Below are 16,364 nucleotides of genomic sequence, written 5' to 3'. Positions count from 1 at the left end.
AGCGCCGGAGCGCACCGGGGAACCGGTGGCCGGAGGACCCACCGGCGCAGAGCCGGTGGCCGGAGGACCGGCCGGCGCAGAGCCGGTGGCCGGAGGACCGGCCGGCGAGGAACCGGTGGCCGCAGAACCGGTGCCCGGAGGACCGACCGGCGCAGAGCCGGTGACCGAGGAACGGGCCGCCGGCGAACCCGGCCCCACCGAGTGGGGTCCCGAGGTCGGCGTCGGCCCGTGGCCCGGCCCGTGGCCGGACGACGAGCGCTACGACCCGGAGCTGCTCGCGAACGGCGACCGCCGCAACGTCGTCGACCACTACCGGTACTGGCGCCGCGACGCCGTCGTCGCCGATCTGGACACCCGGCGGCACGACTTCCACGTCGCCATCGAAAACTTCCAGCACGACCACAACATCGGCACCGTGGTGCGGACCGCGAACGCGTTCGCCGCGCGCGCCGTGCACATCGTGGGCCGCCGCCGCTGGAACCGGCGCGGCGCGATGGTCACCGACCGGTACCAGCACGTGCACCACCACCCGGACCTGGTGTCGCTGCGCGAGTTCGCCGCCGAGCAGGGGCTCGCGATCGTCGCCGTGGACAACACCCCCGGCGCGACGCCCCTGGAGCGCACCGCGCTGCCGGAGCGCTGCGTGCTGCTGTTCGGCCAGGAGGGCCCGGGGCTCGGCACCGACTCGCGGGGCACCGCCGACCTGGTGGTGTCCATCGCCCAGTTCGGTTCGACCCGCTCCATCAACGCCGGGGTCGCCGCGGGCATCGCGATGCACGCCTGGGTCGCGCAGCACGCGGACCCGTCCCGCGCCTGGTGAGGACGTGAAAAGGCCCGGCCGGGGTGCGGCCGGGCCTTCGGGGTGGTCGGTGGCTCAGGCCGCGTCCTTGGCCTTCGTCCGGCGTCCGCGCACGTACTCGACGATGATCGGCACGATCGAGATGAAGACGATCAGGATCGCCATCGCCTCCAGGTTCTCCTTGATGATCGGGATGTTCCCGAGGAAGAACCCGAGCACGGTCATGCCCGCGGCCCACAGCACCGCGCCCACGGCCGAGTAGGCGAAGAACTTCCGCTGGTCCATCTGCCCGACGCCGGCGACGGCGGTGATGAACGTGCGCACGATCGGCACGAAGCGCGCCAGGATGATCGCCCGCGCACCGTAGCGCTCGAAGAACTCGTGGGTCTTGTCCACGTGCTCGGCCTTGAACAGCTTCGAGTCGGGCTTGTTGAACAGGGTCGGCCCGACCTTGCGGCCGATCCAGTACCCGGTCACGTTGCCGACGAACGCGCACACCGCCAGCAGCAGGCAGGTCAGCCAGAGCGGCGTGGAGATCGCCCCGGTCGCCACGAACAGGCCGGTCACGAACAGCAGCGAGTCGCCGGGGAGGAAGAACCCGATCAGCAGGCCGCACTCCGCGAAGATGATCAGGCAGACGCCGATCAGCGCGAACGGGCCGAGCGAGCTGACGATGTTCTCCGGATCCAGCCAGGACGGCAGCAGGGCGAGCGTGGACGTTCCGGCGGCGTTGAGCATCGCGGGGAATTCGGTCGTCACGCTCGCCAACGGTACCGGTGCCCGCTGAGCGCGGGCGGCCAGCCCGACCTCGGCCGTCCGCCCCAGCGCAAGCCGCCACGCCGGAGGCCGCCGGATCGGCCGTCGCGGCGGCGGAACGGGATGTCCCGTTCGTCCGGAAGCGCAGGTGGTGGCGGTGGATCAGCTGAGGGTGAGCACGCCGACGACGCCACCCGCCGCGACGCCCAGCAGCACCGCGAACAGCAGCACCTGCCCGACGGGCAGCCTGCGCCGCGCGGGCGCTGGCGGCGGGAGGGGTGCCTGCGGCGGGAACGGCGGCGGAGTCGGGGCGGCGTTCCCGGCCTGCCCGCCCACCGCCTGCGCGCGCAGCGCGGCGGACAACAGGTTTTCCGGGGTGTCCCGCGAGCTCTCCATGCCAGCCAGGGTAGCCACCGCCCGGCCCGGCGCCGAACGCGTCGGGCGAGGCGGGGCGGGTGCCGGGGGCGTCAGGCCACCCAGGCTCCGGACTTCATGACGCGGCGCAGCCGCAGGTCGTCGTCCAGCAGCACCAGGTCGGCGGCCAGGCCGGGGCGCAGCGAGCCGACCCGGTCCGCGGCGCCGAGCAGCTCGGCGGGTCGGGTCGAAGCGGCGTGCACGGCGTCGGTCACGGGCAGCCCGGCTCCGGTGACGAGGTTGCGGAACGCGACGTCCATGGTGAGCGTGCTGCCCGCCAGCGACCCGTCCGCGAGCCGCGGTTCCCCGTCCACCACGGTGACCGGCAGCTTCCCCAGCTCGTAGGTCCCGTCCCCGGCTCCGGTGGCGCTGATCGCGTCGGTGATCAGCACGGTCCGCCCGGTGCCCGCGTGCCGCGCGGCGAACGCCACCACGGCGGGGTGCAGGTGCACCAGGTCGCAGATGAGCTCGACGGTGACGCGGTCGTCGTCCAGCAGGGTGCCGACCGGCCCGGGTTCGCGGTGGTGCAGCGGGCGCATCCCGTTGAACAGGTGGGTGGCGACGGTGGCGCCCGCGTCGACGGCGGGCAGCACCTGCTCGCGGACGGCGTCGGTGTGGCCGAGGGCGGCGATGGCGCCGTGCTCGGTGAGGGTGCGGACCGCGTCGACCGCGCCGTCGAGCTCGGGGGCGAGCGTCACCATCCGGATCGAGCCGCGCCCCGCGTCGAGCAGCGCGCGCACCGAGCTCTGGTCCGGGGCCCGCAGCAGCGCCGGGTCGTGGGCGCCGCAGCGCGCCTCGGACAGGAAGGGGCCTTCGAGGTGGATGCCGTCGATCAGGCCGTCCACCACGAGGTCGCGCAGCGCGCTGACCTGGTCGGCCAGGTCGGGGACGGGGGCGGTGACGAGGCTGGCGAGCATGGTGGTGGTGCCGTGCGAGCGGTGCGCGGCCAGCGCGGCCTGCGTCTGTTCGAGGTCGCGGCCGGTGAAGGCGCCGCCGCCTCCGCCGTGGCAGTGCACGTCGACGAAGCCGGGCACCAGCCAGCCGTCGCCGAGGTCGGTGGCGTCCGCCGGGGCCGGGCCGGTGCCGATCTCGGCGATGGTGCTGCCGGACAGCCGGATCCAGCCGTCCGCCAGCACGCCGTCCGGGGTGACGATGCGGCTCGCGGTGAGGGTGCCGGCGCCGGTGTCGTGCGCGCTGCTCACGGGGGGTCCCCACTTTCGTTCGGCCCTCGTCCCGCGGTCCGCGGGGTGGGCTGCGCCGCGCGGCGGGCGGCGCTCGGGTGCGGTGGTCGACGTCCGGCGCCCATCCTCCGGTACCGGCCTCCGGTGGTCTACACCAGTTCGGTGTGGTCTTCACCCGGAGCGGCGCGCGGTGGAGCGGACGCGACGGCATCCGGGTGAAAGGCCGGTGCGGATCGGGTGATCTCGATGGTCGCCGGCTCGGCCGGGCGCCGGTTCCGCGTCGATGGCGGTGGCGGTGCGGTGACCGCGGCGCGGGAGCGCCCGCTGCTCGCGGTCCGCACTCGGCTCACCTGATCAGCGGTCGCACGGCGGTGGGTGACCGGTGATCGGTGCGGACGGGCGGTCAGTGCGAGCGCATGACCTTCTGCAGGGCCTCCAGGCCGCGGCTGGCCGTGGACTTCACGGTGCCCTTGGACACGCCGGTGGCCTCCGCGATCTCCGCTTCGGTGAGGTTGCCGTAGTAGCGCAGCACCAGCACCTCGCGCTGCCGCGGCGGCAGCTCGCCCAGCGCCGCCACCACCGCCTGGTGCTCGGCGGTCAGCATCGCCAGCGACTCGGCGGAGCGCGCGTCGGCCTGGTGCGGCGGCTGGTACTCGCGAGCCGTCTTGCGGCGGCGCAGCACCGAACGGCTGCCGTTCACCACGGCGGTGCGCAGGTAGCCGATCGCCGCCTTCGCGTCCCGCAGCCCGGACCAGTTGCGGTAGAGCCCGGTGAACGCCTCCTGCACCACGTCCTCCGCGGTCGCCGGCTCGTCGACCAGCAGGATCGCCAACCGGACCATGCGCATCCGCTGCTGGCGGTACAGGTCTTCGAGCGTGAGCGGCTGGTCGTTGGGCGTGGACGCGGTGTCGATGGCGCGGAGGTGGCCCAGCGTCTGCTCGACGCTGCGCTCGACCCCCGATGAGGAATCCCCGAACATGATCTGAAAGTACCGGCTCACCCGGCGGCTGTCCCCCGGCCGGGTAGCGTCCGCGCGAGGTCCGTGATCGAGGAGGTCCGAAATGGCGAAGTTCGTGGTCGAAATGGTCTACGGCGATGACGAGGAACGGCGGCTGGCGGTGCGCCCGGAGCACCGGGTGTACGCGAAGTCGTTGGCCGAGCAGGGCGTGCTGCTCGCCGGCGGCCCGTACGCGGACGGCCTCGGTGCGCAGCTGGTGTACGAGGCCGAGGACGAGGCGGCGGTGCAGCGCCTGCTCGACGCCGATCCGTACCTCCAGCAGGGGGTGCTCGCGTCGACCACGATCCGTGAGTGGCACGCGATCACCGGCTCCTGGGTTTCCTGAGCGCTGACCCGTCCAGGCGACCCCGCACCCCGAAGGTGTGAGGATTCCGACAGCGGTGCCGATCCGCACCGATCCAGTGGTTTTCCCTATGACGCGAACGGGTAGCGCTGACCGACACAGGCCCGCGCGGACCTCGCGCGCCCTCGTAGGATTCGGCGCGGCTCCCCGCTGCCAAGAACGACTCCATCCCCCGAGGAGGACGACCGATGCCCATCGCGACCCCCGAGGTCTACGCGGAGATGCTGGACCGGGCGAAGTCAGGTGAGTTCGCCTATCCGGCCATCAACGTGACCTCGTCGGAGACGCTCAACGCGGCGCTGCGCGGCTTCGCCGAGGCCGAAAGCGACGGCATCATCCAGGTCTCGACCGGTGGCGCCGAGTTCGCCTCCGGCACGAAGGTCAAGGACATGGTCACCGGCGCCACCGCGCTCGCCGAGTACGCGCACGTCGTCGCCGCGAAGTACCCGGTGAACATCGCGCTGCACACCGACCACTGCCCGAAGGACAAGCTGGACGGCTACGTCCGGCCGCTGATCCAGATCAGCCAGGAGCGGGTGGACCGCGGCGAGAACCCGCTGTTCCAGTCGCACATGTGGGACGGGTCGGCGATCGAGCTGCACGAGAACCTGCAGATCGCCTCCGAGCTGCTGGACCTCGCCGCCAAGGCGAAGATCATCCTGGAGCTGGAGGTCGGCGTCGTCGGCGGCGAGGAGGACGGCGTCGCCAACGACATCAACGAGAAGCTCTACACCGCCGCGGGCGACTACGAGCACACCGTGGAGGCGCTCGGCGCCGGCGAGAAGGGCCGCTACCTGCTGGCCGCGACCTTCGGCAACGTGCACGGCGTCTACAAGCCGGGCAACGTGAAGCTCCGCCCGGAGATCCTCAAGCAGGGCCAGGAGGTCGCCTCCGAGAAGCTGGGTCTGCCCGCCGGTTCGAAGCCGTTCGACCTGGTCTTCCACGGTGGTTCCGGTTCGCTGCTGGAGGAGATCCACGAAGCGGTGTCCTACGGCGTGGTGAAGATGAACATCGACACCGACACCCAGTACGCGTTCACCCGGCCCATCGCCGATCACATGCTGAAGAACTACGACGGCGTGCTGAAGATCGACGGCGAGGTCGGCAACAAGAAGGTCTACGACCCGCGCAGCTACCTGAAGGCCGCCGAGCAGGCGATGGCCGCGCGCGTCGCGCACGGTTGCGAAACGCTGAAGTCCGCGGGCCGCATGCTGGCCGGCTGACCGCAGCACCGATCGCCGAACGCCACCCCGGCCACCGGGGTGGCGTTCGCGCGTCCGGTGACAAGATGGCGCCATGACGAACCTGCTGGAGCCACCGGAAACGCTGCTGCCCGAGAACGAGGCCGCGCAGGCCGCGCTGGACGCGGGCACCGACCCGGCCCTGGTGGCCGCCGAGCACCCCACCTTCAGCGCCGCGTGGGCTCAGCTCGGCGAGGCCGCGCTGGAGCGCGGCGAGACCATCGCCGCCTACGCCTACGCCCGCACCGGCTACCACCGGGGCCTGGACGCGCTGCGCCGGTCCGGTTGGAAGGGCTTCGGCCCGGTGCCGTGGCGGCACCGCCCCAACCAGGGCGTGCTGCGCGCCGTGGCCGTGCTGGCGAAGGCCGCGGGCGCGATCGGCGAGACCGACGAGTTCGACCGCTGCCGCCAGCTGCTGCTCGACAGCGACCCGGCCTCGGTGGAAGCCACCGGCCTGGCGTGACGTCGCGCGCGGGAGGGCCGGGGAACCGGGACCTCCCGCGCGGCGCTGCCGGCCTCGAAGGCGTGGGCTCCTCGCAGGCCCCCGGAACCGCCCGAACTCGCCCCTGGGCCACCCGCTACCTCGGTGTTCCCGCGGTGCGCCGCACCGGCCCGGACCGGGCCGGTCTCGATCGACCCGAACCGGCGGCCGTCGTGGCCCACCGCTGCCGCTGCACGATCGTCGTGGCGGAGAATGGGCGCGTGCATCGGGTTCGGCAGGAGTTGAGTCGGCGGTTGCGGCGGTTGTTCCGGTCGGGCGTGCCGATCGTGCAGTGCGCCGTCGCCGCCGGGTTGGCGTGGGCGGTGGCGAAGAGCCTGGTGGGGCACCCGGCGCCGTTCTTCGCGCCGATCGCGGCGGTGGTGTCGCTGGGCGTGTCGCTGGGGCAGCGGCTGCGGCGGGCGCTGGAGCTCGTCGTCGGCGTGAGCATCGGCATCGGGGTCGGCGACATCCTGATCTCGGCGATCGGCACCGGCCCGTGGCAGATCGCGCTGGTGGTGGCGCTGGCGATGAGCACGGCGGTGCTCGCGGACAGCGGGGCGATCATCGTGCTGCAGGCCGCGTCGTCGTCGGTGCTGGTGGCGACGCTGCTACCGCCGGCTTCGGCGGGCGGCCTGACCCGCATGATCGACGCGGCGGTCGGCGGGCTGATCGGGTTCGCGGTGGCGGCGCTGCTGCCCGCGAACCCGCTGGCGGTGGCGCACCGCAACGGCAGGCTGGTGCTGGGGGCGCTCACCGACGGTCTGCGGGGCGTGGCGTGGGCGGTGTCGCGGCGGGACACCGACGTCGCCTCGGACACGTTGGCGAAGGTGCGCAAGAGCCAGGAGCTGGTGGACGAGTTCCGGACCGCGCTGGACGCGGGCGGGGAGATCGCGAAGATCGCGCCGATCCGCTGGCGCCGCCGCGGCGACCTGAAGCGCTACGAGGCCGCGGCCACGCCCATCGACCGGGCGCTGCGCAACACCCGGGTGCTGGCCCGGCGCGCCATGTCGGCGCTGCGCGACGACGAGCCGGTGCCGCGCCCGCTGCCGGGCCTGCTGGAGGAGCTGGCCGGGTCGGTGGTGCTGCTGCGCGACGAGCTCGCGGGCGGGAACGAGCCGCTGCAGGCGCGGGAGGCGGCGCGCGCGGTGGCGCGGAAGTCCTCGGTGGAACTGCTCGGCGAGGGCGACTTCTCGATGCAGGTGGTGGTGCTGCAGGTCCGCTCGATCGCGGTCGACCTGCTGCAGGCCACCGGCCTCACCCGCACCGAGGCCATCGCGGCTCTGCCGCCCCTGCACCCCCGCCGCGGCGACGACCACAGCTGAACCGGGCGGCGCGCACCGCCGCCCGGCCCGGCGGCAGGGTCACGCCATCGTGTGGCGGACGATCGTCTGGTCGCGGCCGGGGCCGACGCCGATCGCGGAGATGCGGGCGCCGGACAGCTCCTCCAGCCGCAGCACGTAGTTCTGCGCGTTCACCGGCAGGTCCTCGAAGCTGCGCGCCGCGCTGAGGTCCTCGGACCAGCCCGGCACCTCCTCGTACACCGGCACCGCGTGGTGCACGCCGGTCTGCGTCATCGGCATCTCGGTGACCCGCTGCCCGTCCACGTCGTAGCCGACGCACACCGGGATGGTCTCCAGCCCGGACAGCACGTCCAGCTTGGTGAGGAAGTAGTCGGTGATGCCGTTGACGCGGGTCGCGTAGCGGGCGATGACCGCGTCGAACCAGCCGGTGCGCCGGGAGCGCCCGGTGGTGACGCCGAACTCGCCGCCCTGCTTGCGCAGGTTCTCGCCCGCCTCGTCGGTGAGCTCCGTCGGGAACGGGCCCGCGCCGACGCGGGTGGTGTACGACTTCAGGATGCCGATCACGGCGTTGATCCGGGTCGGCCCGATGCCGGAGCCCGCGCACGCCCCGCCGGAGGTCGGGTTCGAGGAGGTCACGAACGGGTAGGTGCCGTGGTCCACGTCGAGCAGCGTGCCCTGCGAGCCCTCCAGCAGCACCGTCTCGCCGCGCTCCAACGCCTCGTTGACCAGCAGCTTCGTGTCGGCGATGCGGCCGGCGAAGCGCTCGGACTGCTCCAGCACGGTGTCCACGACCTCGTCGGCGTCGAGCGCGCGGCGGTTGTAGACCTTGACCAGCAGCTGGTTCTTGAACTCCAGCGCGGCCTCGACCTTCTGCCGCAGGATCTTCTCGTCCAGCAGGTCCTGCACGCGGACGCCGACGCGGGCGACCTTGTCCTGGTAGGCGGGGCCGATGCCGCGACCGGTGGTGCCGATCTGCTTCTTGCCGAGGTAGCGCTCGGTGACGCGGTCGATCGCCACGTGGTACGGCATGATCATGTGCGCGTCGGCGGACAGCAGCAGCCGCGAGGTGTCGACCCCGCGCTCCTCCAGCCCGGCGAGCTCGTCGAGCAGCACGCCCGGGTCGACGACGACGCCGTTCCCGATCACGTTCGTCACGCCCGGCGTGAGGATGCCGGAGGGGATGAGGTGCAGCGCGAAGTCCTGCCCGTCGGGCAGCACCACGGTGTGGCCGGCGTTGTTGCCGCCCTGGTAGCGCACGACCCACTGCGCCTGCTCGCCGAGCAAGTCGGTCGCCTTGCCCTTGCCCTCGTCGCCCCACTGGGCTCCGATCAGCACGATCGCCGGCATGTGAAACTCCAACCTGGACTGTGGGTCCGCGCGAGCGACTCCCCGCTCCGACGCGACACTGATGCCGGTCGATCAGGGTAAACCAGGAGCGAAACGTGAGTACGACTGCACTGTCCTGCACAAACGGCGACCACACCACGCGTCCGGGTGGTCACGCGGAGTGGCACCGGGTTTCGCCCGCTCCCGGGAAGGCCGAGGTCGATGCGCTGCTGCCCGACGGCCCCGGGCGAGTCGTCGTCCAGGGTACCGATGCCGACCTGGCGGCGGTGGTGCTGCGGCTGCTGCGCAAGAACCGCATCGCCGACCTCGCCGTCGGCTACGTGCCGGTGGCGGAGTCGCCCGCGACCCGGTTGTGGGGGATCCCGGTGGGCCCGGACGCCGAGCCGCTCGCGTTCGAGGGGGCGGCCCGGCCGTCGGCGCTGGTGCGCGACGACAACGGCGGACTGCTGATCGCCTCCGGCCGGGTGGAACCGATCACCGGCCAGGTGTACTGCGACGACCAGCGGGTGCTGCACGGCCCGGCGCGGAGCCTGGAGATCACCCCCGATCCGGCGGCGGAACCGCTGCCGGACCCGACCTCCGACCCGATGTCGGCGAACCTCGATCCGGCCGCGGACGGCCTGCGGGTCACCGCGGTGCGCCGCGGCCTGCTGCGCGCCCGCCGGGACACCACCCGCGGCCGCGCCGTGCAGGCCGGGTTCCGCGCGGCCACCGTGCTGCGCGACGGCGTGCCGCACCCGCGGCCGGTGACCAAGTGGGCCTGGTACCGCCACACCGAGGACCTGCTGCTCGTGCGGCCCTGATCGGCGGTGGAAATCCCTGCGCACACACGGTTTTCCCAGACCCGGCGGGGATCGGGTGGCGGTTTCACGACAGGTCACCGCCTAGTCAGTTCGGGGCATTGCCATGGCCACCTCGCTCGATGAAGGTCAGGATCGACATCGGCGAGATCAGCCCAGCGGAGGTCCCCATGACGCCGACCCGTTCGCTTCGCGCAGCACTGACCGCTCTGCCCCTGGCCGGCGCCCTGTCGCTGGGCCTGGCCGTGCCCGCCGGGGCGGAACCGCCCGGCATCCCCGACCCGTCGACCGCCCAGACCCAGCTCGACGAGCTGCAGGTCGCCCCCGAAGGTTCCCTCGACGGCTACGACCGCGACCGGTTCCCGCACTGGATCGAAGGCCCCGACGGCTGCAACACCCGCGAGTCGGTGCTCAAGCGCGACGGGGAGGGCGTCGAGGTCGGGTCGGACTGCTACCCGACCGCGGGTACCTGGAACAGCCCGTACGACGGCGGATCCTGGACCAAGCCGTCCGATGTGGACATCGACCACGTGGTGCCGCTGGCCGCCGCGTGGCGCTCCGGGGCCTCCGAGTGGACCGACGAGCAGCGCGAGGCGTTCGCCAACGACCTCGAAGGCCCGCAGCTGATCGCCGTCACCGACAGCGTCAACCAGTCCAAGAGCGACAAGACCCCGGACCAGTGGATGCCGCCGGAAGCCGGCTACCACTGCACCTACGCGTCGATGTGGGTCGGTTCCAAGCACAAGTACGAGCTGACCGTCACCGAGGCCGAGAAGACGGCCCTCAAGGACGCCCTCGCCGGCTGCTGATCGTCGTCGACGCCGCGCCCCGCTCACCTCCTCGGTGAGCGGGGCGTTCCGCTGCGGTGCCACCTGGTGGGACGCGGGCCGGCGGGCGTTGACCGGGAGATCGCGGCGGTGCGAACCTGCTGGGCATGACCGCGCGCACCGCACTGACCGGGCGCCTGCACGTCGATCTGCGGCGGCAGGCCAGCGCCATCTGTCGCCCCCGCTGAGAGTCCTCGCCGGCCTGTCTTCGAACTCTTTCCGCGTCGTGCTCGCGTGGCGGAACCTCAGCGGGATTCTCGCTGCGGGACCTTTTTCCCGAGTGGCTCCGCCACGAGGGAAAAAGCTGTCCTCGCGAGAATCCCGCTGAGAACCCGCGGGTGGTTCCGCTGCTCAGGTGGTTTGCTCAGCGGCTCCGCCGCTGACGGGACACCGCCGAACTCCGCTGGGCTGGTTCGAAGACGGGTGGTCGTGTTCTTCCGGGCGCTGCTGTGCGGCCCGGGTTCCGCTCTGCTCAGCGAAAGCGATGACACCGTGCACCGTCGGGAATTCCTCGCCGCCCTCGCCCTGACCACCACGACCGCCGGGCTGCTCGCCGCGTGCGGTCGTGGCACCGACGCGGCCACCGCGCCCGTCCCGCCGCCGGTCGGCGACGACGAGCTGCGCCGGGTGCGGCTGCGCGTCGGGGACCAGAAGCGCAACTCGCAGTCCCTGCTGCGCTCCGCCGGGCTGGACCGGGCGCCTTACGCGATCGAGTGGGCCACGTTCACCTCCGGCCCGCCGCTGCTGGAGGCCGCGTCCGCCGGAGCCGTCGACATCGGCGGCGTCGGCAACACGCCCCCGCTGTTCGCGGCCGCCGCGAAGCGCAACGTGAAGGTCGTGTCCGCGTCGAAGGGCAACGTGACCAGCGATGCGCTGATCGTCCCGCGGGACTCGCCGCTGCGGCGGGTGGAGGACCTGCGCGGGAAGAAGATCGCGCTGGCCCGCGGCAGCTCGGCGCACGGGCAGGTGCTGCTGAGCCTGCGGAAGGTCGGGCTCACCCCGGACGACGTGCAGCTGGTGATCCTGCAACCGGCCGACGCGCTCGGCGCGTTCAACGGCGGCGAGGTGGACGCCTGGGCGATCTGGGACCCGTACTTCGCGCAGGTCCAGCTGGAGACCGGCGCGAAGGTGCTCACCGACGGCACCGGCGTGGCCAACGGCCTCGACTTCCAGGTGGCGAGCGACGCGGCGCTCGCCGACGCGGCGAAGAACACCGCGCTCGCCGACTACGTGGTCCGCGTCGCGCAGGCGCAGCTGTACTCCGACTCGCACCGCGAGGAGCGCGCGCGGGCGTGGGCCGAGGACACCGGGCTGCCCATCGAGGTGACCCGCCGCGCCACCGACGCCGGGCCGAACCTGCCGATCCCGCTGGACGAGTCGGTGGTCCGCTCCTCGCAGGAGCTCGCCGACGCGCGTTCGTGCAGGCCCGGGAGATCCCGCGGAAGTTCGACTTCGCCGACTTCGTCGACACCCGCTTCGCGCAGCGGCTCGCCGCCGTCCGCTGACCAGGAGGAGACGCATGAGCATCACGGTGCACTGGTTCCTGCCCACCCACGGCGACGGTCGGTCCATCGTGGACAGACCGCACGTGACGGCCGCCGCGGCCAGCACGCCCCGCGAACCCGACATCGACTACCTGGCGCAGGTCGCGCAGGCCGTCGAGCACCTCGGGTTCACCGGCATGCTCACCCCCACCGGCAGCTGGTGCCAGGACGCGTGGGTGACCACGGCGGCGCTGCTCGGCCGCACCAAGCGGATCAAGTTCCTCGTCGCGTTCCGGCCCGGTTCGCTCACCCCGACGCTGGCCGCGCAGATGGCCACCACCTACCAGCAGGTCTCCGGCGGCAGGCTGCTGCTCAACATCGTCACCGGCGGCGAGTCCACCGAGCAGCGCCGCTACGGCGACTGGCTGGACCACGACCGCCGCTACGAGCGCACCGACGAGTTCCTCGCCGCGATGCGCGCCATCTGGTCCGGGGAACCCGCCGACTTCGACGGCGAGCACTACCGGCTGCGCGGCGCCACCGCCTACGACGTGCCGGACCCGGTGCCACCGCTGTACTTCGGCGGCTCGTCCCCCGCGGCGCTGCCGGTCGCCGCCCGCCGCGCCGACGTGCACCTGACCTGGGGCGAACCGCCCGCGCAGGTCGGTGCGCGGATCGCCCGGCTGCGGGAGCTGGCCGCCGCCGAAGGCCGCACGCTGCGGTTCGGGCTGCGCGCCCACACCATCACCCGGGACACCTCCGCCGAGGCGTGGGCGACGGCCCAGCGCTTCCTGGACCAGATGGACCCGGCGGACGTGGCCGCTTCGCAGGCGAAGTTCGCGGTCACCGAATCGACCGCGCAGCGGCGGATGGCGGAGCTGCACGGCGGGGTGCTGCACGCGGACGCGCGGAAGCTCGAAGTGCACCCGGGCCTGTGGTCCGGGGTCGGGCTGCTGCGCGGCGGTGCGGGCACCGCGCTCGTCGGCAGCCACGAGGAGGTCGCCGACCTCATGTCCGAGTACCACGACGTCGGCGTGGAGGAGTTCGTGTTCTCCGGCTACCCGCACCTGGAGGAGGCGTACTGGTTCGGCGAGGGCGTCCGCCCGGTCCTCGCCCGCCGCGGCCTCCTCGCCGGTTCCGAGCCCGCCGCGACCCCCGCACCCCGCCCGGTCGCCGCGTCCTGACCGGCGGGACGAGCGCCTTCGACCTGCCCGGCGGGTGTGGCTCCTTTCCCGTCAGCCGCGGGCTTCGACCGCGATGTCCGGGAAGTCGCTGAAGATGCCGTCGATGCCTTGCGCGAACAGCGCGTCGAAGAAGCCGAACACGTCGCCGAGCTCGGACGGCACCTCGGAGGAGCGGAAGTCCGCGGGCAGGAACTCGTTCTCCGCGCGCACCGTGTACGGCACGACCTGCAGGCCCGCCGCGTGCGCGTCCGCGGTCACCGGGGTCGGCCCGGTGAGGTGCCCCGAGTCGTCGACCGGCAGCAGCACCTTCGTGTCCGGGCCGATCACGTCGGCGTAGTCCGCGATGCCGCGCAGCCCCTCCGGCGTCACCAGGTCCGCGTAGGTGCGCGGGTCGCCGGACTCCACGAAGTCCTGCGGCGCCCCGCTGTCGGAGATCAGCTGCACCAGCCGCACCCGCAGCGAGCGGTCCAGCTCCCGCAGGTTGGCGACCTCGAAGGACTGCACCACGACCTTCGCGTCCGGCCGGTTCAGGCCGTTCTCGTCCAGCGCCCGCACCACGCGCGGCTCCAGCGGCAGGCCGATGCGCTGGAAGTAGCTCGGGTGCTTGGTCTCCGGGGCGACGCCGATCTCGCGGCCGAGCTCCGCGGACAACCGGCGGGCGAGGTCCACGACCTCCTGGAACGTCGGCACCTCGTAGCGGCCGTCGTAGATCGTGTTGTTCGGCCGCAGCTGCGGGATGCGTTCCTCCGCGCGCAGCGACTTCAGCTCGGCGAGGGTGAAGTCCTCGGTGAACCAGCCGGTCAGCTCGACGCCGTCGATGGTCTTCGTCGTCTTGCGGTCGGCGAACTCGGGGTGGTCGGCGACGTCGGTGGTGCCGCTGATCTCGTTCTCGTGCCGGGACACCAGCACCCCGTCCTTGGTGGGCACCAGGTCCGGTTCGATGAAGTCGGCGCCCATCCGCGCCGCCAGCTCGTAGGAGGCCAGCGTGTGCTCCGGGCGGTAGCCGGAGGCGCCCCGGTGCCCGAACACCTCCACGCGGCCGGCCTCCGGATCGGCGGTCGCGGCGGGCGCCGCGGCGGCGGGCAGCTGGGCGATGGCGCCCAGCACGGCGGCCGTGGTCACGGCGAGCGCCCCCAGGCGCACCCGGATCGACATCTGTCCTCCAACGAGTTCGTCGCGCGGGAAGGGCCGCGCGCCCGGCCCGACCTTCGCGGTGGCGGGCGACCAACCGGACAAGAACATCCGACGGGCGGGTGAAGGAACGGCGACACACCTCCGGTCGGCGCTGAGCGCCGCGCGGGGTGGCCGGCCGGAGCGCACCGAGACGATCTCCGCCGGTCACCGGCGGTCCATGTCCGGTTCACCACACCGCGCCGGGGGGCCGCAGTCGGCGGCGCGCGGGACGCTCTACGCTTCCGCTCGTGCGAATCCTGGTGATCGGGGCAGGCGGCCGTGAGCACGCGATCGTGCTGGCGCTGTCGAAGGACCCGTCGGTGACCGCCTTGGCCTGCGCTCCCGGCAACGCGGGCACCGCCGCGCTCGCCGAGCCCTACCCGGTGGACGTCGCCGACCCGGCGGCGGTGACCGAGCTCGCCACCGGCTGGAAGGCGGACCTGGTCGTGTTCGGCCCGGAGACCCCGCTGGTCGCCGGTGCCGCCGACGCCGTCCGCGCCGCCGGGATCCCCTGCTTCGGGCCGTCGAAGGGCGCCGCCCGCATCGAGGGTTCCAAGGCGTTCGCGAAGGACGTCATGATCTCCGCCGGGGTTCCCACCGCGCACAGCGAGACGGTGGACAACCCGGCGAAGCTGGACGCCGCGCTGGCCCGCTTCGGCCCCACCTGGGTGGTCAAGGACGACGGGCTCGCCGGCGGCAAGGGCGTGCTGGTCACCGGCGACTTCGACGCGGCGCGCGCGCACGCGCTGACGCTGCTCGACGACGGGCACCCGGTGCTGCTGGAGTCCTTCCTGGACGGTCCGGAGGCCTCGCTGTTCTGCCTGGTCGACGGCACCACGGTGGTCCCGCTGCTGCCCGCGCAGGACTTCAAGCGCGTCGGCGACGACGACGCGGGCCCGAACACCGGCGGCATGGGCGCCTACGCGCCGCTGCCGTGGGCGCCGGAGGGCTTCACCGAGGACGTGGTGCGCACCGTGGTGCAGCCGGTGGTGGACGAGCTCGCCGAACGCGGCACCCCGTTCTCCGGCCTGCTGTACGCGGGCCTGGCGCTGACCTCGTCGGGGCCGCAGGTCATCGAGTTCAACTGCCGGTTCGGCGACCCGGAGACGCAGGCCGTGCTGGCGCTGCTGCGCACCCCGCTGGCGGGGCTGCTGGACGCGGTCGCCCGCGGTGAGCTCGCCGCCGCCCCCGCGCTGGAGTGGGAGGACGGCGCCGCAGTGACGGTCGTCGTGGCCGCCGAGGGCTACCCGGGCCGGCCCCGGGTGGACGACGTGATCACCGGCGGGGACGCGATCGGCGTGCTGCACTCCGGCACCCGGCGCCGCGAGGACGGCGCGGTGCTGTCCGCGGGTGGCCGGGTGCTGTCCGTGGTCGCGACCGGCGCGGACCTCGACGCCGCCCGCGACGAGGTGTACCGGCGGGTCGCCGCCGTGCGCCTGCCCGGCTCGCACCACCGCGTGGACATCGCGCTGCGCGCCGCCCGCGGCGAGATCACTCCGCCCGCCTGATCGGACCTTCCGGACGAACCGCGCGCGAGCCACGGCCGCGCGCGGTTCGTCGCGTTCGGACCCGTTCGCCGTTCGACTGCTCTTCGGTGAAAGCACCGCCGTGCGCACCCGCTTCGGGGTAATCATGTGATCCGGTGGAACGGCGCGCCCGGACGGCGCGTCGACCACGTCGGACATCCGGGCCGCGAATCCGAGGAGAGGTCGTGCCAGACGCCGGTTACAACATGGGGGCCTTGGAGGACTGCCGCTCCGCGCTGGAGGGCAAGGCCGGCCCGGTCGGCGCCATCGGCGACGGCTTCGAGGGCCGGCACGTCGAGGCGGCCTCCTTCGGGGAGCTCGACGCCGCGGCCGGGCTCGCCGACGCGGTCACGAAGCTCGACGAGACCGCGAAGCAGCAGTTCGACGCCGCCGAGCAGCTGCTGCGCAGCGTCAGCGGCGCGCTCGACGCGGTGCGCACCAGCGTCGAGGACATCGACCGGGACAACGCCGACTCGATGCGGGTCTGAG

The 16,364-nt window shown here is 73.1% G+C and carries 17 protein-coding genes and 1 pseudogene; 12 read left to right on the top strand and 6 right to left on the bottom strand.

The window, feature by feature from the left end:
* The first annotated feature begins 160 nt into the window (after positions 1–160).
* Positions 161–820, top strand: coding sequence for a TrmH family RNA methyltransferase (locus H1226_RS27240; protein WP_224961109.1), 660 nt, complete (start codon positions 161–163; stop codon positions 818–820).
* Positions 821–874: 54 nt separating this feature from the next.
* Here the strand turns inward: H1226_RS27240 and H1226_RS27235 are convergent, their stop codons facing one another.
* The 4 genes from H1226_RS27235 to H1226_RS27220 all read right to left on the bottom strand — a co-directional run bounded on the left by H1226_RS27235 (position 875) and on the right by H1226_RS27220 (position 4,129).
* Positions 875–1,537 (bottom strand): VTT domain-containing protein, encoded by a 663-nt coding sequence (locus H1226_RS27235; protein ID WP_224961107.1) that lies wholly within the window; start codon positions 1,535–1,537, stop codon positions 875–877.
* A gap of 180 nt (positions 1,538–1,717) precedes the next feature.
* Entirely contained in the window at positions 1,718–1,951 is a 234-nt protein-coding gene (locus H1226_RS27230) for a hypothetical protein (RefSeq protein WP_258344197.1), read from the bottom strand.
* 71 nt (positions 1,952–2,022) lie between these two features.
* Positions 2,023–3,171 (bottom strand): N-acetylglucosamine-6-phosphate deacetylase, encoded by a 1,149-nt coding sequence (gene nagA, locus H1226_RS27225; RefSeq protein WP_258344195.1) that lies wholly within the window; start codon positions 3,169–3,171, stop codon positions 2,023–2,025.
* Between the two features lie 382 nt (positions 3,172–3,553).
* A complete protein-coding gene (locus H1226_RS27220) occupies positions 3,554–4,129 on the bottom strand; it encodes a SigE family RNA polymerase sigma factor (protein ID WP_224968178.1) in 576 nt (191 codons plus the stop codon).
* Between the two features lie 82 nt (positions 4,130–4,211).
* Between H1226_RS27220 and H1226_RS27215 the strand changes: the two genes are divergently transcribed.
* From H1226_RS27215 to H1226_RS27200, 4 genes are all read left to right on the top strand, one after another.
* The gene (locus tag H1226_RS27215) at positions 4,212–4,493 is read left to right on the top strand and encodes a YciI family protein (RefSeq protein ID WP_258344192.1); all 282 of its coding nucleotides are present in this window, start codon (positions 4,212–4,214) and stop codon (positions 4,491–4,493) included.
* A gap of 206 nt (positions 4,494–4,699) precedes the next feature.
* Positions 4,700–5,734, top strand: a complete 1,035-nt coding sequence (gene fbaA / locus H1226_RS27210) for a class II fructose-bisphosphate aldolase (RefSeq protein ID WP_224961083.1) — start codon at positions 4,700–4,702, stop codon at positions 5,732–5,734.
* A 73-nt stretch (positions 5,735–5,807) separates the two neighbouring features.
* Positions 5,808–6,215 (top strand): DUF3151 domain-containing protein, encoded by a 408-nt coding sequence (locus tag H1226_RS27205; RefSeq protein WP_258344188.1) that lies wholly within the window; start codon positions 5,808–5,810, stop codon positions 6,213–6,215.
* A gap of 239 nt (positions 6,216–6,454) precedes the next feature.
* Complete coding sequence (locus tag H1226_RS27200; protein WP_258344186.1) at positions 6,455–7,555, top strand: FUSC family protein; 1,101 nt, start codon at positions 6,455–6,457, stop codon at positions 7,553–7,555.
* 39 nt (positions 7,556–7,594) lie between these two features.
* On the opposite strand, the gene H1226_RS27195 is transcribed toward H1226_RS27200, so the two are convergent.
* Positions 7,595–8,881, bottom strand: coding sequence for an adenylosuccinate synthase (locus tag H1226_RS27195; protein ID WP_224961077.1), 1,287 nt, complete (start codon positions 8,879–8,881; stop codon positions 7,595–7,597).
* 95 nt (positions 8,882–8,976) lie between these two features.
* On the opposite strand from H1226_RS27195, the gene H1226_RS27190 reads away from it, so the two are divergent.
* The 5 genes and pseudogenes from H1226_RS27190 (at position 8,977) to H1226_RS27175 (ending at position 13,176) form a co-directional block, all read left to right on the top strand.
* On the top strand, positions 8,977–9,684 hold the full coding sequence (locus H1226_RS27190; protein ID WP_258344183.1) for a hypothetical protein: 708 nt from the start codon (positions 8,977–8,979) through the stop codon (positions 9,682–9,684).
* A 167-nt stretch (positions 9,685–9,851) separates the two neighbouring features.
* Complete coding sequence (locus H1226_RS27185; RefSeq protein WP_224961105.1) at positions 9,852–10,490, top strand: HNH endonuclease family protein; 639 nt, start codon at positions 9,852–9,854, stop codon at positions 10,488–10,490.
* Positions 10,491–10,615: 125 nt separating this feature from the next.
* Positions 10,616–10,696, top strand: coding sequence for a putative leader peptide (locus H1226_RS28405; RefSeq protein ID WP_373690095.1), 81 nt, complete (start codon positions 10,616–10,618; stop codon positions 10,694–10,696).
* Between the two features lie 46 nt (positions 10,697–10,742).
* A pseudogene (locus H1226_RS27180) lies at positions 10,743–11,858 on the top strand (ABC transporter substrate-binding protein); the annotation flags it as partial.
* A gap of 169 nt (positions 11,859–12,027) precedes the next feature.
* Positions 12,028–13,176: an LLM class flavin-dependent oxidoreductase gene (locus H1226_RS27175; RefSeq protein ID WP_258344181.1), complete on the top strand. Its 1,149-nt coding sequence runs from the start codon at positions 12,028–12,030 to the stop codon at positions 13,174–13,176.
* Positions 13,177–13,227: 51 nt separating this feature from the next.
* On the opposite strand, the gene H1226_RS27170 is transcribed toward H1226_RS27175, so the two are convergent.
* Complete coding sequence (locus H1226_RS27170) at positions 13,228–14,331, bottom strand: glycerophosphodiester phosphodiesterase (RefSeq protein ID WP_258344180.1); 1,104 nt, start codon at positions 14,329–14,331, stop codon at positions 13,228–13,230.
* A gap of 266 nt (positions 14,332–14,597) precedes the next feature.
* Between H1226_RS27170 and purD the strand changes: the two genes are divergently transcribed.
* Positions 14,598–15,857 (top strand): phosphoribosylamine--glycine ligase, encoded by a 1,260-nt coding sequence (gene purD, locus H1226_RS27165; RefSeq protein ID WP_258344179.1) that lies wholly within the window; start codon positions 14,598–14,600, stop codon positions 15,855–15,857.
* A gap of 203 nt (positions 15,858–16,060) precedes the next feature.
* Positions 16,061–16,363, top strand: a complete 303-nt coding sequence (locus H1226_RS27160; protein ID WP_224961063.1) for a hypothetical protein — start codon at positions 16,061–16,063, stop codon at positions 16,361–16,363.
* Position 16,364: the final 1 nt, after the last annotated feature.

Source organism: Saccharopolyspora gregorii, from assembly GCF_024734405.1.
GTDB classification, from domain to species: domain Bacteria; phylum Actinomycetota; class Actinomycetes; order Mycobacteriales; family Pseudonocardiaceae; genus Saccharopolyspora_C; species Saccharopolyspora_C gregorii.
The sequence above is the reverse complement of the archived record's forward strand: the minus strand, read 5'-3'. Positions and strand labels throughout refer to the sequence as shown.